20 protein-coding genes are annotated in these 23740 nt (G+C 67.0%); 7 read left to right on the plus strand and 13 right to left on the minus strand.

Going from position 1 to position 23740, the window contains the following annotated elements:
* Positions 1-42: 42 nt before the first annotated feature.
* Entirely contained in the window at positions 43-3360 is a 3318-nt protein-coding gene (locus V3B46_RS18280; protein ID WP_329892575.1) for a DEAD/DEAH box helicase, read from the minus strand.
* 158 nt (positions 3361-3518) lie between these two features.
* On the opposite strand from V3B46_RS18280, the gene V3B46_RS18285 reads away from it, so the two are divergent.
* The gene (locus V3B46_RS18285) at positions 3519-4250 is read left to right on the plus strand and encodes a CoA transferase subunit A (protein WP_329892551.1); all 732 of its coding nucleotides are present in this window, start codon (positions 3519-3521) and stop codon (positions 4248-4250) included.
* Between the two features lies 1 nt (position 4251).
* Positions 4252-4881, plus strand: coding sequence for a 3-oxoacid CoA-transferase subunit B (locus V3B46_RS18290; RefSeq protein WP_279912361.1), 630 nt, complete (start codon positions 4252-4254; stop codon positions 4879-4881).
* A gap of 30 nt (positions 4882-4911) precedes the next feature.
* On the opposite strand, the gene V3B46_RS18295 is transcribed toward V3B46_RS18290, so the two are convergent.
* Entirely contained in the window at positions 4912-6804 is a 1893-nt protein-coding gene (locus tag V3B46_RS18295) for a glycoside hydrolase family 99-like domain-containing protein (RefSeq protein ID WP_154262232.1), read from the minus strand.
* A gap of 118 nt (positions 6805-6922) precedes the next feature.
* Between V3B46_RS18295 and V3B46_RS18300 the strand changes: the two genes are divergently transcribed.
* Complete coding sequence (locus V3B46_RS18300; RefSeq protein WP_329892552.1) at positions 6923-7510, plus strand: alpha-ketoglutarate-dependent dioxygenase AlkB family protein; 588 nt, start codon at positions 6923-6925, stop codon at positions 7508-7510.
* Between the two features lie 4 nt (positions 7511-7514).
* On the opposite strand, the gene V3B46_RS18305 is transcribed toward V3B46_RS18300, so the two are convergent.
* Genes V3B46_RS18305 through V3B46_RS18320 form a run of 4 tightly spaced genes read right to left on the minus strand, consistent with a single transcriptional unit; the run spans position 7515 to position 11033 of the window.
* On the minus strand, positions 7515-8156 hold the full coding sequence (locus V3B46_RS18305) for an ABC-type transport auxiliary lipoprotein family protein (protein WP_329892553.1): 642 nt from the start codon (positions 8154-8156) through the stop codon (positions 7515-7517).
* A complete protein-coding gene (locus V3B46_RS18310; protein WP_057500367.1) occupies positions 8153-9079 on the minus strand; it encodes an MlaD family protein in 927 nt (308 codons plus the stop codon). The genes V3B46_RS18305 and V3B46_RS18310 overlap by 4 nt, the downstream gene beginning before the upstream one ends.
* 3 nt (positions 9080-9082) lie before the next feature.
* Positions 9083-9910 (minus strand): ABC transporter ATP-binding protein, encoded by an 828-nt coding sequence (locus V3B46_RS18315; protein ID WP_154262236.1) that lies wholly within the window; start codon positions 9908-9910, stop codon positions 9083-9085.
* A 1-nt stretch (position 9911) separates the two neighbouring features.
* The gene (locus V3B46_RS18320; RefSeq protein ID WP_032127999.1) at positions 9912-11033 is read right to left on the minus strand and encodes an ABC transporter permease; all 1122 of its coding nucleotides are present in this window, start codon (positions 11031-11033) and stop codon (positions 9912-9914) included.
* A 92-nt stretch (positions 11034-11125) separates the two neighbouring features.
* Between V3B46_RS18320 and V3B46_RS18325 the strand changes: the two genes are divergently transcribed.
* Positions 11126-12385 (plus strand): threonine/serine exporter family protein, encoded by a 1260-nt coding sequence (locus tag V3B46_RS18325; protein WP_019660983.1) that lies wholly within the window; start codon positions 11126-11128, stop codon positions 12383-12385.
* Positions 12386-12465: 80 nt separating this feature from the next.
* Here V3B46_RS18325 and V3B46_RS18330 read toward each other — a convergent pair whose 3' ends face one another.
* From V3B46_RS18330 to V3B46_RS18340, 3 genes are all read right to left on the minus strand, one after another.
* A complete protein-coding gene (locus tag V3B46_RS18330) occupies positions 12466-12849 on the minus strand; it encodes an H-NS histone family protein (RefSeq protein ID WP_005415203.1) in 384 nt (127 codons plus the stop codon).
* A 223-nt stretch (positions 12850-13072) separates the two neighbouring features.
* Positions 13073-14776 carry a proline--tRNA ligase gene (locus V3B46_RS18335; protein WP_329892554.1) on the minus strand — a complete coding sequence of 568 codons (1704 nt, stop codon included), beginning with the start codon at positions 14774-14776 and terminating at the stop codon, positions 13073-13075.
* A 763-nt stretch (positions 14777-15539) separates the two neighbouring features.
* On the minus strand, positions 15540-15914 hold the full coding sequence (locus tag V3B46_RS18340; protein WP_329892555.1) for a DUF4124 domain-containing protein: 375 nt from the start codon (positions 15912-15914) through the stop codon (positions 15540-15542).
* An 80-nt stretch (positions 15915-15994) separates the two neighbouring features.
* Here V3B46_RS18340 and pssA point away from each other — a divergent pair, with 80 nt between their 5' ends.
* Genes pssA through rimI form a run of 3 tightly spaced genes read left to right on the plus strand, consistent with a single transcriptional unit; the run spans position 15995 to position 17768 of the window.
* The gene (gene pssA, locus V3B46_RS18345; protein ID WP_019660986.1) at positions 15995-16771 is read left to right on the plus strand and encodes a CDP-diacylglycerol--serine O-phosphatidyltransferase; all 777 of its coding nucleotides are present in this window, start codon (positions 15995-15997) and stop codon (positions 16769-16771) included.
* Positions 16768-17274 (plus strand): hypothetical protein, encoded by a 507-nt coding sequence (locus V3B46_RS18350; RefSeq protein WP_329892556.1) that lies wholly within the window; start codon positions 16768-16770, stop codon positions 17272-17274. The genes pssA and V3B46_RS18350 overlap by 4 nt, the downstream gene beginning before the upstream one ends.
* Complete coding sequence (gene rimI, locus V3B46_RS18355; protein WP_154262243.1) at positions 17271-17768, plus strand: ribosomal protein S18-alanine N-acetyltransferase; 498 nt, start codon at positions 17271-17273, stop codon at positions 17766-17768. The genes V3B46_RS18350 and rimI overlap by 4 nt, the downstream gene beginning before the upstream one ends.
* A 75-nt stretch (positions 17769-17843) precedes the next feature.
* On the opposite strand, the gene V3B46_RS18360 is transcribed toward rimI, so the two are convergent.
* From V3B46_RS18360 to V3B46_RS18375, 4 genes are all read right to left on the minus strand, one after another.
* Positions 17844-18665, minus strand: coding sequence for an EamA family transporter (locus V3B46_RS18360; RefSeq protein ID WP_329892557.1), 822 nt, complete (start codon positions 18663-18665; stop codon positions 17844-17846).
* A gap of 134 nt (positions 18666-18799) precedes the next feature.
* Positions 18800-21628 (minus strand): valine--tRNA ligase, encoded by a 2829-nt coding sequence (locus tag V3B46_RS18365; protein WP_329892558.1) that lies wholly within the window; start codon positions 21626-21628, stop codon positions 18800-18802.
* 72 nt (positions 21629-21700) lie between these two features.
* Positions 21701-22126 (minus strand): DNA polymerase III subunit chi, encoded by a 426-nt coding sequence (locus V3B46_RS18370; protein WP_014645876.1) that lies wholly within the window; start codon positions 22124-22126, stop codon positions 21701-21703.
* Between the two features lie 82 nt (positions 22127-22208).
* Positions 22209-23687 carry a leucyl aminopeptidase gene (locus V3B46_RS18375; protein ID WP_329892559.1) on the minus strand — a complete coding sequence of 493 codons (1479 nt, stop codon included), beginning with the start codon at positions 23685-23687 and terminating at the stop codon, positions 22209-22211.
* Positions 23688-23740: the final 53 nt, after the last annotated feature.

Consider the following 23740-nt stretch of genomic DNA (forward strand, 5'->3'; position numbering starts at 1 on the left):
ATCGTTTCCATCGGGGAACGCCACCTGACTGGCGTCCGGAGGTCAGCTCCGCGTCGACCGCTTGCCCGCTTTGCGCAAACGCTTGCCGGGCAGGCCCGGCAACGGCGCCAGCAGCGCCTGCACGTCTTCTTCGCTGAAGCGTGGCCCCGTAGCGCCGCCGCCTTCAAGAATGGCGTCGGCCAGCGTGGCCTTGCGCTCCTGCAGCTCGGCAATCCGTTCTTCGATGCTGCCTGCGGCGATCAGCCGGTAAACGAACACCGGCTGCTGCTGGCCGATGCGATGGGCGCGATCGCTGGCCTGGTTTTCGGCCGCCGGATTCCACCACGGGTCGAAGTGGATGACGGTATCGGCGGCGATCAGGTTCAACCCGACGCCACCTGCCTTCAGGCTGATCAGGAATACCGGCACCTCGCCCTGCATGAAGCGCTGCACCGGCGTGGCCCGGTCCTGGGTGTCGCCGGTCAGGGTCACATAGGCCAAGCCCAGCTGATCCAGTGCCTGCGCGATCAGCGAGAGCATGCCGGTGAACTGCGAGAACAGCAGGATGCGCCGGCCTTCCTCGACCATCGACGGCAGCATCTCGCGCAGCAGGTCCAGCTTGGCTGAGCCCGCATTGCGCGCCGGGGCATCACCAGGCAGCAGGCGCGGATCGCAGCAGACCTGGCGCAGCTTCAGCAACGCATCCAGTACCACGATGTGGCTGCGCGCCAGCCCGCTGCCGCTGATGGCTTCGCGCACCTGCTTTTCCATCGCTGCGCGCACGGTTTCATAGAGATCACGCTGGCCGCTCTCCATTTCCACCGCGCGGGTAATGACGGTCTTGGGCGGAAGCTCTGACGCCACCTGGTCCTTGCGCCGGCGCAGTATGAACGGACGCAGCCGTTGCGCCAGCAAGGTGGCGCGGCGGTGGTCGCTGCCACGTTCGATCGGATGGCGCCAATGCTGGTTGAACTGTTTCTCGCTGCCTAGCAGGCCGGGCAGCAGGAAGTCGAACTGCGTCCACAGTTCGCCCAGGTGGTTTTCCAGCGGCGTGCCGGTCAGGCACAGCCGGTGGCGCGCCTGCAGCGTGCGCAGGGTGATGGCCGCGCGTGACTTCGGATTCTTCACCTGCTGGGCTTCATCCAGAATCAGCAGATGGTAGGTATGTGCCTGCAGCGCCTGCTCGTCGCGCCACAACAGGGGATACGTGGTCAGTACAAGATCGTGCTCGGGGATCGCCTCGAACAGTGCTTCACGTGCCGGTCCGTGCAGGGTCAGTACGCGCAGGCCCGGGGTGAAGCGTGCCGCTTCGCTCTGCCAGTTGTGCAGCAGCGAGGTCGGCACCACCAGCAGCGCCGGCCGGTCCAGGCGGCCACTTTCCTTCTCGACCAGCAGATGCGCCAGTGTCTGCAGGGTCTTGCCCAGCCCCATGTCATCGGCCAGCACCCCGCCCAGCCCCTGCTGGCGCAGGTACTGCAGCCACGACAGGCCCTCCAGCTGGTAGGGACGCAGCGTTGCCACCAGCCCCGCCGGTGGCGGCACTTCGCCCAGTGCGGGTGCCTGCATCAGCCGCTGCACCAGCGCCTGGGTATCCTTGCGGCCGCGGAACTGCAGGCGCGCCGTGTCCTGAAGTGCCTGCAGGCGGCCACGGTCAAGCACAGACAGGCGCAGCGGCGCGCCACGCTGGGCGAACAGATCCGTCAACAGGGCCATGATCGGTTTCAGTCGTGCGGCCCGCAATGCCAGGCGCGTGTTGTCGCCCGCCGTCAACAGGATGTTCTCATCATCGCCGATGGCGTCCAGCTGGCCACGCATCCAGCGGGGATCGGACTGCAGCACCTGCTGCAGCAGCGGAACCATCGACACGTTGCGGCCTTCCACCTGGATGTCCAGGCCCAGGTTGAACCAGCCCGCATCCGCCGGGTCCGCCTGGATGTCCAGGTCGATCTCATCCACCCGGGTGATGCGATGGCGGAAATCGTCGTCGGTCTCTACCTTCCAGCCCAAGGCTTCCAGGCGCGGTACGTCGTCCAGCAGGAACCGTGTCCAGTCATGGGTGCGCAGCTGGAACTGAGGTCCTGCGCCCTCCAATGGCGCCCGCGGCGCCGTGTCGCGATGCAGTCCCACCGTGCGCAGCTCGGCCTCGCGCCGTGATTCCTCGGCCAGGTCGCGGGGCAGCAGCGCAAGCTGGCCCTCCGGATCGTGGGCGAACAGGCTCGGATCATCCAGGAACCGCACGTGCTCGTCGTATTCGAAGGCCACGGTGGCGATATCGGCCCATTGCGAAGCGTCGCGGTGGCCAAGCCATGCCGGGCGGAACTCGATCGTATGCAGGCGCAGCACGGGGGTCATGGCGCTGATCTGCAGCGTAGGCAGTGTGTCGCCTGCACCGGGGCGCGGCAGCGCGGGGTCGATCTGTTGCAGCAGCTGCGCCACGATCGGTTCCTCATCGGGGAGCAGGTGGGGAAGGGCGAGGAACGCGTCCGCGTCCTCTGGCTTGACGTCCAGCAGGAGAAGGCCGACTTCACCGGAGACCGGATCCAGGTAACCGGCACTAGATCCCAGTACGAGGCCTTCCGCATCGCCTTCCACGCTCAGTGCCGGCGCCAGCAGCAACCTGCCGTGAGTCGTCTCTGCGCTCCACCCCAACGTACCGCGACGTGGTGTGCCGGGCCTGGCTGGCACGCGATCATGCATGCCACATGACACCCAGCCATGCCCGCTGGACACGATCGACTGCAGGATCGTGCCGACGTCGAACCACTCCGGCGGTTTCACCGACTGATGCAGGGCCCACAGCTGCGCCACCGCGGCCAGGTCGGCCTGCGTCAGGTAGGCGGGCGGTTCCAGCAACAGCTGAGGGGTGATTTCCTGCCACTTGTCGAACTCGATCGTGTCGTCGAGGGCGTACTTGACGCGACGGAGCAGGATGGAAGGCCGGTGATTGAACGTGGACAGCTCGAAGATGATGCCGTTTCTACGTGACCGGGGAGGCTGGGCTCTGACGGACTGCCAGCGTGACAGCTGTTCCAGCAGTTCGCGGCGTGGCGACTGGACCGGTTCGTGCTCCGACGCTGGATCGTCATCGCCCAGGTCTGCTGCATCCAGCATGTGGGCGACCAGCACGGCCGCCACGTGCTTGCAGTGATGGCCGACAGGGCACGAGCATTCACTTTGCAGGCGGCTGCGAGGATGGCGCAGGCTGGCTTCCAGATCGATTTCCACCCTGTAGGGATATCTGGCCGAGCCTTTCACTTCGGCGATGAGCATTCCACTGGTCAGATGCATGTTGCGGACGCCGGACAGGCAACGTTCGCTCTTTTCCAGTGTCCACGCGTCCATCCAGCGGAGCAGGTCTTCTTCGGTGTAGGTATGGGCCATCAACGAGGGTGGGCCGGGCATGGGGCCGGCCATTGGCAGGGGAACCAAGCATTCTACGGAACCCAGTGCGATGCCCGTGCAATGCTGCGGCGCATCCAGGCCCTTCGCCGCCCTCCAGCTAGAATGCGGTCATCCTCAACGTGCAGGGTAGTACAGCAATGCAGCAATCGACTTCCACCGGCAAGCGCAGCAAGCGCTTCGCCAGTGCGGCGGAGGCCCTGCAAGGGGTGGTCGCCGATGGCCAGACGCTGGCCGTGGGCGGCTTCGGCCTGTGTGGCATTCCCGAGGCATTGATCGCCGCGCTGCGCGACAGTGGCGTCAAGGGCCTGACCGTGATCTCCAACAATGCCGGCGTTGATGGTTTCGGCCTGGGCCAGCTGCTGGAAACCCGGCAGATAAAGAAGATGATTTCGTCCTATGTGGGCGAGAACAAGGAGTTCGAGCGGCAGTTCCTGGCCGGCGAGCTGGAGCTGGAGTTCAACCCGCAGGGCACCCTGGCCGAGCGGCTGCGTGCCGGTGGCGCAGGTATTCCGGCGTTCTTCACTGCCACCGGCTACGGTACGGTGGTGGCCGAGGGCAAGGAGACCCGCGAGTTCGACGGCAAGCACTACGTGATGGAAACCGCGCTGCGCGCCGACGTGGCGCTGGTCAAGGCCTGGAAGGCCGACGAAGCAGGCAACCTGGTGTTCCGCAAGACCGCGCGCAACTTCAACCCGGCCTGCGCGATGGCCGGCAAGGTCTGCATCGTGGAAGTGGAGGAGGTGATGCCGGTCGGCGCCATCGATCCGGACCAGGTGCACCTGCCGGGCATCTACGTGCACCGCATCGTGCACAACCCGCATCCAGAAAAACGTATCGAACAGCGCACCATCCGCGCGGAGGGCAACTGATATGGCGTGGACCCGCGATGAGATGGCGGCACGCGCCGCCCGCGAACTGACCGATGGTGCCTACGTGAACCTGGGCATCGGCCTGCCGACGCTGGTGGCCAACCACATTCCCGAAGGCGTGGATGTGTGGCTGCAGTCGGAGAACGGCCTGCTCGGTATCGGCCCGTTCCCGACCGACGCCGAAGTGGACGCCGACCTGATCAACGCCGGCAAGCAGACCGTGACCGCACGTGCCGGTGCCAGCTACTTCGGCAGCCACGACAGCTTCGCGATGATCCGCGGCGGCCATGTCAACCTGGCCATCCTTGGCGCCATGCAGGTCACCCACAAGGGCGACCTGGCCAACTGGATGGTGCCCGGCAAGATGGTCAAGGGCATGGGCGGCGCGATGGACCTGGTGGCCGGCGTGCAGCGCGTGGTGGTATTGATGGAGCACACCGCCAAGAACGGCGAACACAAGATCCTGGCCGAATGCACGCTGCCGCTGACCGGCGTTGGCGTGGTCGACCGCATCATCACCGATCTGGCGGTGTTCGACGTGACTGACAAGGGCCTGCTGCTGGTGGAAGCCGCGCCGGGTGTCAGCGATGAAGAACTGAAGGAAAAGACCGGCGTCGCGTTCCAGCGCTGAAGTCAACGATGTTGCCGCGCAGCGCCAGCCTCAGGGCTGGCGTTGTGGGCCTTCGACGACGTAGCCTGCGTTGGCAACAAGGTCCGGCAGCAACTGTATGACCGAATCAAATGCACTGTCGTTGTCCAGCTCAGTGGGATAGCAGTGCGCATCCAGTAGGGATCGCAGCGCCGCCGCCCGCAGCCACATCGTGTCTGCTGCCTGCGGCGTTGGCGCGCGCGTCAGCCCAAGCCGGGCTGCCCAGCGCAGATGACTGCGCGAAACGACGATTGCCTCCCGGGTGGATGGCGTGAGCATGCCCAGCGCAGGTTTCTCGCTGAACTGCTGAAGCGCGGCATCGATAGCGGTCGCCCCGGGTAGCTGCTGTCCAGCTTCGCGGTTTCCGCGCAGATCCAGCCAACAGGCCAGCAACGATGGATCCGGACCGAAGGTTTCCAGAGTCTGCAGGATGCTGGGCAATACATTGCCAGCATGGCCGATGATATCGACCGCAGCGTCCTGCGGGCGTAGCGCGGTTGGAATGAACACTCGGTAGCTCACTCCCAGTTTGCACGCGGCATCACAAGCGGTGTTGATCAACTCGGGATCATCAATGAGAACCAGCAGGCAAACCTGCAGGGGTGAGGCGAGCGGAGCCGGGGACAGCGCTTGGCGCGTCGCGTCGAGCCAGGCATGCCCAAGCCGTGCATCCGGTTCCAGCACGGCGCCTTCTGCCCATTCGTTCCAGGCGTTGATGAACACCATCCGCTGGGTCGTCGGCGCCGGGGCCAGGCGTTCATGGATCGTGGTGCGCAGCCAGTCGCGGTAGCCACGTGGTGAAGCGTGCAGGTAAACGCGGCCGCGACCGGAACGACGTGCTTCGTTGTCCCAACCGGGGTTTACGCCTGGGTACAGCGGATAGTCCGGCAGCGGGCGTGCTGCGATTTCTGCAGCCAGTTCGCGCCAGTCGCGCACATCGCCATTGAAGGCCGGATTGAGCAGCCATTGTTGCGCCGACAGCGAACGCGGATTACTCATGTTGGGCGGGAACTCTACTGCCGCATCGAACCCGATGTCGCGTGGATCCGGGCGCTCGAAGCCCTGCACGTACGCCAGGTGGATCTCGCCGACACCGTTGTCGCGACACCAGCGACGCCAGCGTTCGGCGGTCGCATGGGCGTCGGGCAGCAGGTGCGGGCGATAGACCAGCAGCATCGGCCGGCCCTCGACCTTCAATGCGCGACGGTCGCGCAGGTAGGGCGCGACATGTGCGATGAAGGCCAGATCGTCCTCGGCGCTGTGCTGCTGGCCGATCAGGATGTCCTCGTCGCGGCCGTCCCAGCGTCGCGCCCAGTTCTCGTTGGCCCAGCACAGGCAGAACGGCAGTTCGATGCTGTCGTCTGCCAGCCATTGGCGCAGCGGATCCTCCATCAGGGTGCGGCCGCTGAACCAGTAGTAGTAGAAGCAGAACGCGCCGATGCCGTACTCAGCTGCGAGGCGTGCCTGGTCCCGCATCACCTGAGGGTTGCGCAGGTCGTAGAAGCCCAGGTCTGCAGGCAGGCGCGGCTGGATGTGGCCCTCGAACTGCGGCAGGGCGCGGGTCACGTTGCGCCACTCGGTAAAGCCCTTGCCCCACCAGGCGTCATTCTCGGGGAAGGTGTGGAACTGCGGCAGGTAGAACGCAACCAGTGTCGCCGGCATGGGCGACGGCAATGCTCCCTCGCGCCAGGGCACGTGGCCGATCGCCGGTTCGTCGGCACGCCAGCGCAGCTGGGCGCTGGCGCGCGTGCCCCCCTCATCCTGCTGTCCCTTGGGCGGCGGCGGCACCCAGTCGCCATGCCGTGCCAACAGCCGGGTGCGCAATCGGTCGCGCTGCGCCTGCGGCAATGGCAAGGCCCGGAACAGGGCGCGCAGCAACGGGAACAGCGACTGGCGCAGGCTCATCGGGCGGGGCCTCGCGACAGGGGGCGGTAGAACGGGATCAGCATCTGGGCAAAAGTCATGGCGCCATTTTCGGTGCTGGCGGCCATGACGGCAAACGGCGTCGTGCTAGCGTGTGACCATGCTTTTCCCCCACGACCTGCCCGATGCCGCTGTCCAGCACCTGCCGGGCTGGCTGGCCGCGACCGATGCCGACCGGCTCCTGTCCGTGCTGCAGGCCGAAGTCTCCTGGGAAGTCCACCGCATCCGCATGTTCGGCAACTGGGTGGATTCGCCGCGGCTGAGCTGCTGGATCGGCGATCCGCAGGCGCGCTACCGCTATTCCGGGGCTGAATTCGTGCCGCACCCCTGGCCATCCGCGTTGCAGGCCATGCGTGATCGCCTGCAGGTGGAGGGCCTCGGCCGCTTCAACAGCGTGCTGCTGAACCGCTATCGCAGCGGCGGTGACTACATGGGCTGGCACAGCGATGACGAGCCGGAGCTGGGGCCGGCCCCGGTGATTGCTTCGCTGAGCCTGGGCGCGGCACGCCGATTCCTGCTGCGCCGTCGCGATGACCCGGCGCGGAAGGCCGAGTATCTGCTCGGCCATGGCGATCTGCTGGTAATGGCCGGTCAGACCCAGCAGTTCTATCAGCACGCGCTGCCGAAGATGGCGCGGGTGCAGGGCGAACGGATCAACCTGACGTTCCGCTGGATCACGCCGCGCTGATCGATCAACGCGCGACGGTCGGCTGGTCGGCCTGCCCGCTCTGCAGCGTCCAGCCCACCATATCCTGTGCCAGCTGCTGCAGGCCGCGCTCGAACGCGGCAGTCACCGCCGGTACGTCGGTGCTGCCGACCGGCTGGGCCTGGCGGAAGGTGCGGTCGGCGACCACGCGCTGGTCGGCGACGTGGATCAGCTTGGCGTTGACCTCGATCACCACCGTCGGCGTGGCCTGTCCCTGGTAATCCGATTCGAAGCGGCGCACGTCGGTGGACAGCTTGTAGTCGGCGCGGATGCCGGCGGTGCTGCGGGCCACGCCACGGATGCGGCCGGAATCCTCGAAGCCGCGCAACAGGGTGTCCTCGATCATGTCGGTGGCCGGCTGGGCCCAGCTGGCGCCCTTGTAGATCTCCAGCTGCGACGGTGTCGGCCGCACGTTGATGCGCGGGCTGTCGACCATGCGCGCGGCGCTGGGCTTGGCCAGTACCAGTTGCCAGCTGGCCTGCGGCCACGCCGGGTCCGCCTTCACCTGCACCGAGGGCGAGTACAACGTCACCGCAGTTTTCTCGCTGCTGCCAAGGATGGAGCAGCCGCCCAGCAGGGCGACCATCAAAGCGGCCAGCAGCAGGCGCGGAAGGGTGGTCGGGCTCATTTGGGTTCGAACTCCTTCGGTGCGTCGCGGCCCAGCAGGTAGCGCGCGGGGTTGTTCTCGAGGCGGTCGCTGACCCGGCGCAGGTCGCGGATCAGGCCGCGCAGTTCGGTCAGCGTCGGGCCGAGCTGGCCGAGGCCATCGTTGGCGAAGCTGTTGATCGCGGCGCGGTTCTCGCCAAGGATCGAATCGGCGTTGCCGGCGGCCGAATCAAGCTTGGCCAGGGTGCCGTCGAGCTTGTCGATGATGCCGGGCAGCTGCTGCACCAGGTTCCTGTCCAGGCGCTCGATGGTGCCGTTGGTGGTCTTCAGGGTGGTGTCCAGGCTGCGGGCGGCATCGCGGGCGCTGAGCAGCAGCGCCTGGGTACCCTGGTCTCGGTCGGCCAACCCGCCGCTGATGGTTTCCAGATTGGCCAGTGTCGCGTTGATCGAAGCTACGTTGCGGTCGCTGAGGATCTGGTCCATGCGCTCGACGATGCGGTTGGCGACGTCGGTGATGTTCTGCAGCGCCGACGGCGTGGTCGGGATGATCGGCGCCGGGTCCTTGTTGACCGTGGTCAGCGCCGGCGATTGCGGCGTGCCACCGCTGAGCTGGATGATCGACGGGCCGGTCAGGCTGGTGATCGCCAGCTTGGCGCGGGTATCGGTCTTGACCGGCGTGTTGGAGTTCAGGCGGATGCGCGCGACCACCTGTCGCGGGTCGTCCGGTACCAGGTTCAGTTCGGTGATCGAGCCCACCGCGATGCCGTTGTACTGCACCGGGCTGCCCACCGAAAGGCCGGTCACCGCTTCGCGGAACACCACGCGGTATTCCTGCCAGGTGCGGTCGGAGGAGTACTTGGCCGCCCACAGGCCGAAGGCCAGCAGGGCCAGGCCGGTGATCAGGGTGAACGCGCCGATCAGCACGTAGTTGGCTTTGGTTTCCATGGCTCAGGCACTCTCGATCTGTTCGCCGCGGGCGGCACGCGCGCGGGGTCCGTGGAAGTATTCCTGGATCCACGGATGATCCAGTTTCTCGATGTCAGGCAAGGGCGCGTTGGCCACCACCCTGCGGTCGGCGATCACCGCTACCCGGTCGCAGATCGCGTACAGCGTGTCCAGGTCGTGAGTGATCAGGAACACGGTCAGGCCCAGCGCTTCCTGCAGGGTCTTGATCAGGCGGTCGAACGCGGCCGCACCGATCGGGTCGAGACCGGCGGTCGGTTCGTCCAGGAACAGCAGCGGCGGATCCAGTGCCAGCGCCCGGGCCAGGCCGGCGCGCTTGCGCATGCCGCCGGACAGCTGCGAGGGCAGCTTGTTGATCGCATCGGCGGGCAGGCCGGCCAGCTTCACCTTCAACAGTGCCAGCTCGTAATGCCAGCGCTCGGGCAGCTCGCGATGGTGTTCCTTCAGTGGCACCTGCACGTTCTCGCCCACGGTCAGCGATGAGAACAGGGCACCGTCCTGGAACAGCACGCCGGTGTTGCGCTCGATGTGCAGGCGGCTCTCGGCCTCGTCGGCACGTGCGTCGCGGCCGAGCACTTCGATCTGCCCGGCATCGGGCACGCGCAGGCCCAGGATCGAGCGCATCAGCACCGATTTGCCGGTACCCGAACCACCCACCACGCCCAGGATCTCGCCGCGGCGCACGTCCAGGTCCAGGTCTTCATGCACGGTCTGGCTGCCGAAGCGGTTGACCAGCCCGCGCACGCGGATGGCCAGCTCGTGGCCGTTGTCGTCCTGCATGGGAATGTCTTCGGGCGTCGGATGCGTGCTCATGTCACCAGTCCATGTGCATGAACCACAACGCCGCGAAGGCGTCGATGATGATCACCAGCGAGATGGTCTGCACCACGCTGGAGGTGGTGCGTTCGCCGACCGACTGCGCCGTGCCTTCGACCTTCAGTCCTTCCAGGCAGCCGATCAGGCCGATCACCAGCGCGAACACCGGCGCCTTCGACAGGCCCACCAGCATGTGCCGCACTTCCATCGTCTCGTGCATGCGCGCGATGTACATCTGCGGCGGAATATCCAGGTCGAACGCACCCACCGTGATGCCGCCGGCCAGGCCGGCGACCATTGCAATGAAGGTCAGCAGCGGCAGGGTGACCAGCAGCGCCAGCAGCCGTGGCAGCACCAGCAGGTCGATCGGATCCAGGCCCAGGGTGCGCATCGCATCGATTTCCTCGCGTGCCTTCATCGCACCGATCTGCGCGGTGAAGGCGCTGGCGGTGCGGCCGGCCAGCACGATCGCGGTCAGCAGTACCGCGAATTCGCGTAGGAACGCGATGTTGACCAGTTCGACCACATAGATCTCGGCGCCGAAGTCGCGCAGGATGGTCGAGCCGAGGAAGGCGATCACCGCGCCAACCAGGTAGGACAGCAGTGCCACCAGCGGTACAGCGTCCAGCCCGACCTGCTCCATCTGGTGCACGGTGGCGGTCAGGCGGAAACGGCGGGGTTCCTTGACCAGGCGCGCGGCCTTGACCAGGTTCTCGCCGAGGAAACTGCACAGCGCCTTGATGTTGTGGCCGGTGGCATGGACGCTGACACCCAGCCGTTCCAGTGCCGCCAGCACGCCGAAGTCGCGCTTGGGCTTGGGCCGGTCGTCGGCCACTTCCTCGATGGTGCACACCAGCGCCTGGTGATCCGGGCGGAACTTCAGTGCGTCTTCGCCGAGGTCGGCGCGATGGGCCACGCGCAGCACCTGTAGCACGCCGGCCGAATCCATCTTCTCGATGGCGGTGGCATCGATGCCGGTCAGCGTATCGGGAACGCCGCGCAGGACTTCGGCCGCGGCCAGCGCGGTCTTCAAGGTCCAGGTGCCGGACAGGCGGATCACGCCCGGGTCATGGGCATCCTGTTCGAGCTGGGGGGCGTGGTTCGGGGTCACTTGGGCCATTCGGGTCGCAGCATAACCGTTCTGTATTGGGCATCGCGTCGAACTCGGATGAATTTCTCCGGTAAGGCCCAGCCTAGGTAATACTACGGCGCATGTCCGCAGACGCTCACACGATCCCCACGCCCCAGGCCACCTACGCGCAGCGCGTGGCCTTTGTTTCCGAGATCGCCGGACGCCTGCACAGCTACGGCACCACCGCCCAGCGTCTGGAGACGGCCGTGGTCGCGCTGGCGCGGCAGCTCGATCTGGATTGTGAACCGTGGTCGAATCCCACCGGTATCATCCTCAGCTTCAGCGACCCTGCGCAGGCGATCGGCTCCAGTGACATCACCCGCGTGATCCGCCTGGCCCCCGGTGAGAACGACCTGCACAAGCTCAGCGTGGCCGACCATATCGCCGAGGAAGTGGCCAACGGACGGATGAGCATCGCCCAGGGCCACACCGCGCTGCGCCAGCTGGACAAGGATCCGGGCCGGCGCGGCAAGCTGCGCACCATCCTTTCGTTCACCCTCGGTGCGGCCGGCGTGGCCGGCATGTGGAAGCTGCCATGGCTGGACATCGCCACCGCCGGCGTCATCGGCCTGATGATCGGCCTGCTCGGCATGGTCACCGACCGTCGCCCGGCCACCCGCGAAGCCGCCGAGGCACTGGCCGCGCTGCTGGCCGGCCTGGTCGCTACCCTGGTCGCGTCCTTCATTGGCGCGCTCAACCTCAACACGGTGATCATCGCCTCGCTGGTGGTGCTGCTGCCCGGCATGTCGCTGACCAATGCGGTCAACGAACTGGCCAGCCAGCACTGGGTGTCGGGGACCGCGCGCTTTGCCGGTGCGCTGACCACCATCATGAAGCTCAGCGTTGGCGCGATGATCGCGGTGACCCTGGCCGACGTGCTCGGCCTCGACCCGGTGATCCGCGCCGCGCGGCCGCAGGGGCCGTGGGTGGAGTGGGGCTCGCTGCTGACCGCGGCCTTTGCTTTCGCGATGCTGTTCAAGGCCAACCGGCGCGATTACCCGTGGGTGATCGCGGCCTCGGTGGCCGGTTACGCGATCTCCAAGTTTGGTGGCCACGCCTGGGGCGCGCCGGCCGGTATCTTCCTGTCAGCGATGCTGCTGACCGCCGGCGGCAACCTGTTCGGCCGCCTCGTTGGCCGACCGGGTGCGATCATCCGTCTGCCGGGCATCATCATGATGGTGCCCGGCAGCACCAGCCTGCGCGGCGTGCTGACCCTGGTCCAGCAGCAGGACGTGGGCGCCGGCCAGAGCGTGTTCCTCACCGTGCTCAACGTGGTGATGGCGCTGGTGGCCGGCCTGCTGTTCGGCAACCTGCTGATGCCGGCACGCAAAACCCTGTAGGTGTGGAGCGTTGGTCCACACACCGAAGAATTAAAAACGCCGGCTTTCGCCGGCGTTTTTCATTGCATCCCGACCCGGCCTCAGGCCTTCTTGATCAGGAAATCTTCCGGCTTCTTGTTGCCCTTGGCGGTCAGCTCGGCCATCCAGCGCGGCTGCTTGCCACGGCCGGTCCAGGTTTCCTTCGGGTTGGCCGGGTTTCGGTACTTCGGCGCAACCTTGCCCAGCTTGCGGCCAGCGGTCTTCGACGGTGCCTTGGCGACCTTGGCCACCTTGCGCGCGCGCGGGGCCGGGGCGTCGCCGAACAGTTCCTCGATGGTGTAACCCTCGGTCTTGGCCAGCTTGGTCAGCTGGGCCCGGACCTTGGTGATCGGCCGGCGCTTGGCGACGATGGTCTGCTGTTTCTTGGCGGTGCGGATCAGGGCGCCCAGCTCGCGTGCCGACAGGCCGGTCAGGTCAATGCTCATTTACGGTTACTCCGGAAACTAATAAGTGGACGGGACGAGCCAGTCCATGGCGTCGCGGGACAGAATAAAGATGAATTAATCCCAGCACAAATGCAGACGGGTCATGGCCTGGCAGCATCCCCGCTGCATTGCGTCGATTTTGACCGGATTATGTCCGCTGCAATATTGCTCAAATGGGCGTCAGGCAAAAAAAAGACCGGGGCATGCCCCGGTCTTTTCCTGATCAACCCTGCAGGCGCTGCAGCAGGGTCGCCTTGTCCAGGCTCTCCGCGTCGCTGGCGCGGCGCGAGCGGTACTCGTAGGTGCCGGCGGCCAGGCCGCGTTCGCTGACCACCACGCGGTGCGGAATACCGATCAGTTCCATGTCGGCGAACATCGCGCCCGGGCGCAAACCGCGGTCGTCGAGTGCAGCGTCCAGGCCCGCGTCGCGCAGCTCCTGCAGCAGGGTGGCAGCGGCGTCGGCCACGGCCGCATCGCCCTTCGGGTTGATCACGCATACCACCACCTGCCACGGCGCCATCGCGTCCGGCCAGATGATGCCGGCATCGTCATGGTTTTGTTCAATCGCGGCAGCCACCACGCGCGAAATGCCGATGCCGTAGCAGCCCATCGCCATCACCGCCGCCTTGCCGTTCTCGTCCAGCACGGTGGCATCCAGCGCTTCGGCGTACTTGCGGCCGAGCTGGAAAACGTGGCCGACTTCGATGCCACGGGCGATCTTCAGTTCGCCGCCGTCCACGGCACGGTCGCCGGCACGCACGTTGCGGATATCGGCCACTTCCGGTTCCGGCAGGTCGCGGCCCCAGTTGACGCCGGCCAGGTGGAAACCGGCTTCGTTGGCACCGACGACGAAGTCGGACATCGCCGCCACTTCGCGATCGGCCACCACGCGGATGGCCTTGGCCGGGGCGACCGGGCCGAGGAAGCCCGGCACGCTGCCCAGGTACTCGGCGATTTCCGCCTCGCTGGCAAAGCGCTGTTCGTCCAGGCCGGTAACCTTGGCCAGCTTGATCTCGTTGACTTCATGGTCGCCGCGCACCAGCACCAGCACGAACTGCTGTGCCTTGCCTTCGCCCGCGATCAGCGCCACCGACTTCACCGTGCGCTGCAGGTCGATGCCGAGCAGCGCCGCGACATCCTCGCAGGTCTTCTGGGTGGGGGTGTCGATCTTGCGCATGGCTTCGCTGGCGGCCGCACGCGGTGCCGGATCGGCGGCGATCGCCGCTTCCATGTTGGCCGCGTAGTCCGAACCGGTGGAGAACACCAGTGCGTCTTCGCCGGAATCGGCGATCACGTGGAATTCCTGCGAGGCATCGCCGCCGATCGCGCCGGAGTCGGCCTGCACCATGCGGAAGTCCAGGCCGAGGCGGGTGAAGATACGGCTGTAGGCCGACTTCATGTTCTCGTACTCGCGCACCAGGCACTCATCGTGCAGGTGGAACGAATAGGCGTCCTTCATCAGGAACTCGCGCGAACGCATCACGCCGAAGCGCGGACGGATCTCGTCGCGGAACTTGGTCTGGATCTGGTAGAAGTTGACCGGCAGCTGCTTGTAGCTGGACAGCTCGCTGCGCGCGAAGTCGCAGGCGGCTTCTTCGGCGGTCGGGCTGTAGCAGAACACCTGGTCCTTGCGGTCCTTGATCTTCAGCAGCTGCGGGCCGAACTTCTGCCAGCGCCCGGTCTGCTCCCACAGTTCCTTCGGCTGGATGGTCGGGATCTGGAATTCCACGGCACCGGCGCGGTCCATTTCCTCGCGCACGATGCGCTCGACCTTGCGCAGCACGCGCAGGCCCAGCGGCGACCAGGTGTACAGGCCTGACGCCAGCTTGCGGATCATGCCCGCACGCAGCATCAGCCGGTGGCTGGTGAGCTCGGCGTCGCTGGGGGTTTCCTTGGTGGTGTGCAGGTGGAACTGGGAGAGGCGCATCGTCGGCTTCGGATAACGGCAGAGACGCCTATTCTGCCAGCCCGGCCGGGGTGGGGGGTACTGGCAGGGCTGCGCCCTGCACCCGCCTGAAGCAACGTCAACAGCAACAGCAACAGCAACAGCGGGCTTACTGTGGGATGGCGGGGTGGGTCCGGTGGCAGGGGACGCCGTAAACCCCGCTCCGCGGTCCGGCCCAGCCGCTGGCGGCTGTGCGTTCGGGCGCTTGCGAAGCAGTGCTTCGCAAGCAAAGCGCCCTCACCCATGGGGGCTTGGTCGCGGCATCCATGCCGCTCACACCCCTGCCACCGGACCCACCCCGCCTTCGACAGTTTTCCGCGATCTGTCGCCCTTTTTGTAGGGCCGAGCCATGCTCGGCTGCTGTTCGATCAATTCTCGAACTATTCGATTTCCATGGAGATTCATCCACGCATGGCGTGGATCCAGCGTGTCGACCAAGGTCGACACCTACCAACAGCAGCAGGAAACTGTCAGGGGCGGGGCGGTGCGGGTTGGCAGGACCGTTGGCGCCATGGGCCCGAGGCATGCCTCGGGCGGGTTGGGCAGGACGCCCAACCCCGGTCTTGCCGTGTGCGCAGGACAGCGCACACGAGCAAGGCGCCATCGAGCCCCCATGGAAGGGTTTACGGCGTGTCCTGCCAGCCCACACCGCCCCGCCAAACCCACAGAAGGCCCATAGCCGGCTGTTGCTGTTGCTGTTGCCTTTGCTTCAGCAGGTGCAGGGCTGCAAGCCCTGCCGATACCCTCACTCCGCCGGGCAGTAGGCCTTGATGGCGGCTTCAGCCAATCCCTTCTGCGCGCTGCGCTGCTCCGGAGCCAACGGGGTATCGGCCTTGCCATCACCATCGGTGTCCTGCATTACCTGGCCGCCGCCGTCCAGCAGGGCCAGGTTGGCGCGGGCGGTGCTGCACTGCTCGGGCACCGGCGCGGCCGGGGGCTCGGCGCTGGCCGCCGCCTGGGAACTGCGCGCCTGCGCCCGGGTCTCGAACTTCCTGCCCGCCGGCGGGGTCTCCGAATACTGGGTCACGCCATTGGCGTCCTTCCATTTATAGACCGGGCCGGCCACGGCGTTGGCACTGGCCAACAGCAGCAGGCATCCAAGGCAGGACAGGGCACGCATGGCAAACTCCACGGAATGGGCGTAGAACGCCGATTGCAGCATTGGCGCCGAGCACTGGCAAGTCGATTAAACTGGATTCCATGGACCCGATCACACCGCCGCCGCGTTCGCGCACGATTTACCTGCTGCCCAACCTGTTCACCACCGCCGGCCTGTTTGCCGGCTTCTACGCGATCATCGCCGCGGCCAACGGGGACTTCGTCAACGCCAGCATCGCCGTGTTCGTGGCAGCGGTGATGGATGGCCTGGATGGGCGCGTGGCGCGCCTGACCGGCACCAGCAGCGAATTCGGCGTGCAGTACGACTCGCTGGCCGACCTGGTCAGCTTCGGCATGGCCCCGGCGCTGGTGATGTACCACTGGTCGCTGTCGTGGTTGAAGTTCGATGACCCGCTGCTGGGCCGTGTCGGCTGGGCAGTCGCTTTCCTGTATGCCGCGTGTGCTGCGCTGCGCCTGGCCCGTTTCAACACCCAGGTGGCGGTGGTCGACAAGCGCTGGTTCGTCGGCCTGGCCAGCCCGGCCGCGGCCGGCCTGATGATGTCCTTCGTCTGGGCGTTCGCCGATGGCAACCTGGGCTGGGACGGCAACCAGCTGCGCTACGTGGCGCTGGCGGTGACGATCATCGCGGCGCTGCTGATGGTCAGCCGCATCCGCTTCTGGAGCTTCAAGGGCGGCGGCGCCAAGGGCACCCGCTCCGACCGCGTGCCGTTCCTGGTTCTGGCCCTGGTGCCAGTGGCAATCGCCATTGCGGTCATCGACCTGCCGCGCGTGCTGTTCGCGGTGGGCATCCTGTACGCGTTGTCGGGCCCGGTGATGTGGGCCGTGCAGCGCCTGCGCAAGAAGCCCGAGGCCGCGTGAGCCGGGACCTGCCCGTGTTGTGGTCACCGGCCCAGCAGGCCTGGCTGCAGGCCATGGGCTACACCGTCTACCACGACGGCCAGCTGGCCGCCGAGCTGGATGCCGCGCTGCAGCTGAGCGTGGCCGAAGCCGAGGCGGGTGCCGCACCAGCGGCGGAGCAGGCGCGGGCGCCAACCGCACCTGCGCGCGAACCTCTGGCTGCGGCCGCACCGGTTTCCCGCCAGGAACGCCCGGCGCCAGCGCGCCGCGAGACCCCGGTCAGCGCACCGGACACCGCGCCCGCGGCTGGCCGGCCGCTGCCTGGCAATGCCCGGCAGCCGGTGGTGCGCCTGCCGGATCGCCTGCAGATCGCCTTGCTGCGCGCGTCCGGCTGCAATCCCAATGATCCGGCCACGCAGGCGCTGATGGACAGCTGGCCACTGGACCAGCTGCGCCAGGACCCGGCCGCCAAGCGCGCGTTGTGGCCGCAGCTGCGCGCCCTGCGCAAGCGGGGCGCGCCATGAGTGCGGTCAGCCAGCCCGGTCCGGTCGGCCTGCGCGCACTGCGCGAGAGCGACCTCAACGCGGTGATGGCGATTGAAGTACGCGGCTATCCGTTTCCCTGGACCCGCGGCATCTTCGTTGACTGCCTGCGTGCGGGTTATCCGGGCCTGGCCATGGAGCGCGATGGCCAGCTGATCGGCTATGGCGTACTCAGCATCGCGGCCGACGAAGCCCATGTGCTGAACATCTGCATCGACCCGCTTACGCAGTCGCGTGGGCTCGGGCGTCAGCTGCTGCGCGCGCTGGTACAGCTGGCCGGCGACCGGGGTGCGCAGCGTGTGTTCCTGGAAGTGCGTCCGTCCAACACACCGGCGCTGGCCTTGTACCACAGCGAAGGCTTCAACGAGATCGGCCGCCGCCCGCGCTACTACCCGGCCGCACAGGGCCGCGAAGACGCGGTGGTGATGGCGATCGAACTGGTCGACGGCGACCTGCAGGCGATGCCGCCGCTGTAGCGGAGAAGGGTTGCCGGCCAGCGGCCGGCACTACCGATGAATCGGTGGGTGCCAACCTTGGTTGGCACGCTCTGCTCAGGCCAGCCGCAACGCCAATACGCCACCGACGATGAGCGCCGCTGCCAGCCAGCGCGCGCGCGGAATCCGTTCGAGCAGCAGGAACACCGAGATCAGCAAGGCGAACAGGATCGACGATTCGCGCAGCGCCGAGACCATCGCCACCGGCGCCTGGGTCATTGCCCACAATGCCATCGCATACGAGGCGGTGGTGCCGACGCCACCGGCCAGCCCCAGCGGCCAGTGCTGCCGCGCGTAGTCGAGCACCGCGCCGCGGCGCGTGTACAACGCCCACAGTGGCAGTGGAATGCCCGACAGCAGGAACAACCACAGCGTGTAGCTGAGCGCACTGCCGGACTGGCGCGCGCCCTGTGCATCGACCAAGGTGTAGGTGGCGATCATCGCCGCGGTCAGCAGCGGCAGCCGCAGCTGGCCGCCACGTGCACCCAGTGCCATGCACAGGATGCCGGTGCTGACCAGCACCACGCCCAGCCACGCCGCAGGCGGCAGCTGCTCGCCCAGCAGTGTTCCCGCCAGCGCAACCAGGATCGGCGCGCTGCCACGCATCAGCGGATAGGCCAAGCTCATGTCGACCTGCTGGTAACAGCGTGCGACCAGGCCGTAGTAGGTCACCTGCAGCAGCACCGACGCGGCCAGCCACGGCCAGCTGTGTGCCGCGGGGAATGGCAGGAAGGGCAGGGCAGCCGCCGACAGCAGCGCGGCACTGCCGGTCACCAGTACGGTGCCGAGGAACTTGTCCGGCCCGCGCTTGACGATCGCGTTCCAGCTGGCGTGCAGGGCTGCAGCGGCGAGAACCAGCAGGAAGATGGAAAGTGGCATCCAGCGATGATGCCATGCGGGAGAAATGGAAACGCCGGGCATCGCCCGGCGTTTCCGATTCCGCTTCGGTGGGTGCCAACCTCTCCCGCCGTGGCAGGTGCCAACCTTGGTTGGCACGCACCAGAGCGCGGCGCTTACAGCTTCGCGCGTTGCTCGCGCAGGCCGGCCAGCTGGGTGTTCCAGTCGGCCAGTCGCACGCGTTCCTGCTCGACCACGGCCGGCGGCACCTTGTCGGTGAACTTGGCCAGCTTGGTCTCGCTCTTTTCCTTTTCGGCTTCGACGCGGGCGATTTCCTTGTCCAGGCGCACGCGCTCGGCATCGAGATCGACCAGGCCTTCCAGCGGCACCAGCAGCTTCAGCTCGCCCACGATCGCGGCGGCAGCCGGCGGCGCGCTTTCGCCTTCGGCCAGCCACTGGATGCTGTCCAGCTTCAGCAGGAACGACAGCGAGGCGCTGAAACGTTCGATGCGCACGCGATCCTGTTCCAGGCCGGCCTGCAGGCGCAGCGGCACCAGCTTGGACGGCGCGACGTTCAGCTCACTGCGCACGCGGCGCACGGCACTGATCACCGCCTTCAGCCATTCCACGTCGGCCTCGGCCTGGGCGAAATCGCCTTCGAACTCGGCGGCGGTCGGGTACGGGCGCAGCGACAGCGTGGTTTCGGCCAGGCCCAGGCGCGGCGCCAGCTGCTGCCACAGCTGTTCGGTGATGAACGGCGTGAGCGGGTGCAGCAGGCGCAGCAGCGCTTCCAGCACGTACAGCAGGGTGTGGCGGGTGCTTTCGGCATCAGCCGCGTCGGCACCGTTCAGTGCCGGCTTGCTCAGTTCCAGGAACCAGTCGCAGAACGCGTTCCAGGCGAACTCGTACAGGCACTGCGCCAGCAGGTCGAAGCGGTACGCGGCAAAATGGCCCTGCGCTTCGGCGGTGGTGGCGGCCAGGCGCGCCAGGATCCAGCGCTCGGCATCGGTGCGCGGGGTCGGCACGCCGGTGAACGCAGCACCCTCGGTGTTCATCAGGGCGAAACGGCTGGCATTCCACAGCTTGTTGCAGAAGTTCTTGTAGCCCTCGGCGCGGTTCATGTCGAACTTGATGTCGCGGCCGTGGGTGGCCAGCGCGGCGATGGTGAAGCGCAGCGCATCGGCACCGTGGGCAGCAATGCCGTCCGGGAATTCCTTGCGGGTGGCCTTTTCGATCTTTTCGACCATCTTCGGCTGCATCAGGCCGCCGGTGCGCTTGGCGACCAGGTCGTCGATGGTGATGCCGTCGATGATGTCCAGCGGGTCGAGCACGTTGCCCTTGCTCTTGGACATCTTCTGGCCCTGGCCGTCGCGGATCAGGCCGGTGAAGTAGACGTCCTTGAACGGGATCTTCCCGACCAGGTTGTCGGTGGCCATGATCATGCGCGCCACCCAGAAGAAGATGATGTCGAAGCCGGTGATCAGCACCGACGACGGCAGGTAGCGGTCGAAGCCGCGCTCGGCCATGGCCTGCTCGTTCGGCCAACCCAGGGTGGAGAACGGCCACAGCTGCGAGGAGAACCAGGTCTCCAGCACGTCGCTTTCCTGGTTCAGCACCACATCGCTGCCGAGGTTGTGCTTCGCGCGCACTTCCTCTTCGCTGCGACCGACGTAGCAGCTGCCGGTGGTTTCGTCGAACCACGCCGGAATGCGGTGGCCCCACCACAGCTGGCGGCTGATGCACCAGTCCTGGATGTTGTTCATCCAGTGGCGGTAGGTGTTGATCCAGTTCGGCGGCACGAAGGAAATGCTGCCGTCTTCGACCAGCTCCAGGCCACGCTTGGCCAGGTCGTCCATCTTCACGAACCACTGGTCGGTCAGGTACGGCTCGATCACCTGGCCGGTACGGTCGCCGCGGGGCACCTGCAGCTTGTGCGCCTTGGTCTCGACCAGGATGCCCAGGTCTTCCAGCTCGGCCAGCACGGCCTTGCGCGCGGCGTAGCGGTCCAGACCCTGGAAACGCTCCGGCGCGTTCTCGTTCAGCGCCGCCACCGGGGTGAACAGATTGATCATCGGCAGGCTGTGGCGCACGCCCACTTCGTAGTCGTTGAAATCGTGCGCCGGGGTGACCTTGACCACGCCGGTGCCGAACGCACGGTCCACGTAGTCGTCTGCGATCACCGGGACGCGGCGGCCGGTCAGCGGCAGCACCACGCTCTTGCCGATCAGGTGCGCATAACGCGCGTCTTCCGGGTGCACCATCACCGCGGTATCGCCCAGCAGGGTTTCCGGGCGGGTGGTGGCGACCACCAGGTAGTCGCGGGTTTCGCGCAGGGTTTCCACGCCGTCGGCATCGCGCTCGACGTGTTCGTAGCTCAGGCCCTCATCCAGCGTGTAGGCGATCGACCACAGGAAGCCGTCTTCCTCGGCGCTCTCCACTTCCAGGTCGGAAATGGCGGTCTTCAGCACCGGGTCCCAGTTGACCAGGCGCTGGCCGCGGTAGATCAGGCCCTGTTCGTACCAGCGCACGAAGGCTTCGTTGACCGCCGCCGACGGCTGCGGGTCCATGGTGAAGGTGCTGCGCGACCAGTCGGCGGAGGTGCCGAGGCGGCGCATCTGGCGTTCGATGGTGTCGCCGGACTGCTGCTTCCATTCCCAGACCTTGCCGATGAAACCTTCGCGGCCCAGCGAATCGCGGGTCTCGCCCTTGCCTTCCAGCGCCAGGTTGCGGCTGACCACCATTTCAGTGGCGATGCCGGCGTGGTCGGTACCGACCTGCCACAGCGTGTCGTAGCCGCGCATGCGGTGGTAGCGCACCAGCGCATCCATCAGCGTCTGCTGGAACGCATGGCCCATGTGCAGCGTGCCGGTCACGTTCGGTGGCGGCAGCAGGATGGTGTACGGCTCGCCCGTGCCGGACGGCTTGAAGTGGCCGGCCTTCTCCCAGGCCTCGTAGAGGTCGGTCTCGAAGGACTTCGGGTCGTAGCTGGAGGCGAGTTGGGTCATGCGGGGGAACCAGGAGGTAATCGTTGAAGGATCAGGGCGCGGCGGCGGCCCATCAAGGGGGCCGGGGCGCGCTTACATGTCGTGCTTGTTCAGGTCGTACCCGGCGGCCTTGTACTGGCGCCAGCGTTCGCGCAGCGGTTCGCGCGCTTCCGGATCGGCCGGGACCACTTCCAGCACGCGTTCGCACTGGCCCAGCCAAGGCTCATCGCGCAGGTTGATGACCAGCGGGCGCGCCGGCGCGTCGGTGCCCGGCACGGCGATCAGCACCAGGGCCTCTTCCTCGTCCATGTCCTCGCCGGCAATCTGATGCGGGATGTAGGCATCGTTGTCGAACGCCCACAGCAGTTCGTCCAGCTCCTCGGCCTGGGCCTGGTCGCGGGCCAGCACCAGGGTGAACAACCCGGCGTCGTTGGCCTTGCGCGCCAGTTCGCAGACCAGGCGCAACGGCTCGGTCAGGAAGCGGGGCTTGGCGATCAGGTAGAAGTCGGCGCGGGGCATGGCAGGGTCCGGGTCAGGCAGGGGCCCGGTGATGCCGGGCGAGGCCCCGGCCGGCGGGAGCCGGCCAGGGTCGGGTACGGCATCAGGCGCGGGCGGCCTGGTCCAGCAGCCACTGGCTCAGCAGGCCGACCGGGCGGCCGGTGGCCATGCCACGCTTGCCTTCATCGCTGGCCACGCCGGCGATGTCCAGGTGGGCCCAGCGCTGGCCTTCGGCGAAGCGCGACAGGAAGCAGCCGGCGGTGATCGCGCCGGCCCAGCGGCCGCCGATGTTGTAGACGTCGGCGAAGGTCGAATCCAGCATCGGCTGGTATTCGTCCCACAGCGGCAGGCGCCAGGCGCGGTCGAACACGTGCTCGCCGGCGGCCAGCAGTTCGTTGGCCAGGTCGTCGTGCTTGCTCATCAGGCCGGCGGTCTGGTGACCCAGGGCGACCATGCAGGCGCCGGTCAGCGTGGCCACGTCGACCAGGGCCTGCGGCTCGAAACGCTGCGCGTAGGTCAGCGCGTCGCACAGGATCAGGCGGCCTTCGGCGTCGGTGTTGCCCACTTCGATGGTCTTGCCGGACATCGAGGTGATCACGTCGGACGGACGGTAGGCGTTGCCATCGATGGCGTTCTCAACGGCCGGCACCACCACGACGAGGTTCAGCGGCAGCTTGGCCTTCACGGCGGCGACGAAGGTGCCGATGACGTTGGCGCCACCGCACATGTCGTACTTCATTTCCTCGATGCCGCCCTGGGTCTTCAGGTTGACACCACCGGTATCGAAGGTGATGCCCTTGCCGACCAGCACGTAAGGCTTGGCGTCGCCGCCATTGGTCCATTTCAGCACCACCAGGCGCGGGCGGTTGGCCGAGCCGCGGGCCACGGCCAGCAGCGAGCCCATGCCCAGCGCTTCCATCTGGTGCTCGTCGAGGATCTCGGCTTCGGCGCCGTCGTGCTCGCCGGCGAACTTCACGCCCACTTCGGCCAGGTAGGCCGGGGTGCAGTAGTTCGGCGGCAGGTTGCCCAGCTCGCGGGCGAACTCCACGCCGGCGGCGATGGCCTGGCCCTGGGCCAGCGCCTGCGCGTCGTCACCGGCGATGGCCAGCTGCGCCAGGCCGGCGTCGTCGGCCTTCTTCTTGCCCAGCGTGGCGGTGTAGCGGTAGGCGGCGTGATCGGCGGCGATCACCGCCTGGCGGATCGCCCAGGCCGCGTCGCGGTCCTTCACCGCCACTTCGGACAGGGTGAACAGTGCGCTGCGGGTAGCACCGGCCTTCAGCGCGCGCACGGCGTCGCCGATGGCCTTCAGGTACTGCGGCACACCGAAGCGGGCGGCATCGCCCAGGCCGACCACCAGCACGCGCGGGGCGGTCACGCCCGGAAGGTCGTGCAGCAGGGTGGTGGCACCGGTCTTGCCGGACAGGTCGCCGCGCTGGGCCAGCGCGGCCAGGCGGCCGCCGCTGGCGGCGTCCAGGGCCTGTGCGGCCGGGGTCAGGGTATGGTCGGCATAGGCGCCGACCACCAGGCAATCAACGGTGGCGGCGGCCGGAGCAACGTGGTTCAGGGTGAATTCGAGGGCCATTGAGCAGATTCCATTGGCGAGTCCGTACAATCGCAGGCCGTTTACGCCCAGAC

Origin of the sequence: Stenotrophomonas sp. SMYL11 (assembly GCF_036320005.1) — a bacterium.
GTDB classification, from domain to species: Bacteria; Pseudomonadota; Gammaproteobacteria; order Xanthomonadales; family Xanthomonadaceae; genus Stenotrophomonas; species Stenotrophomonas maltophilia_A.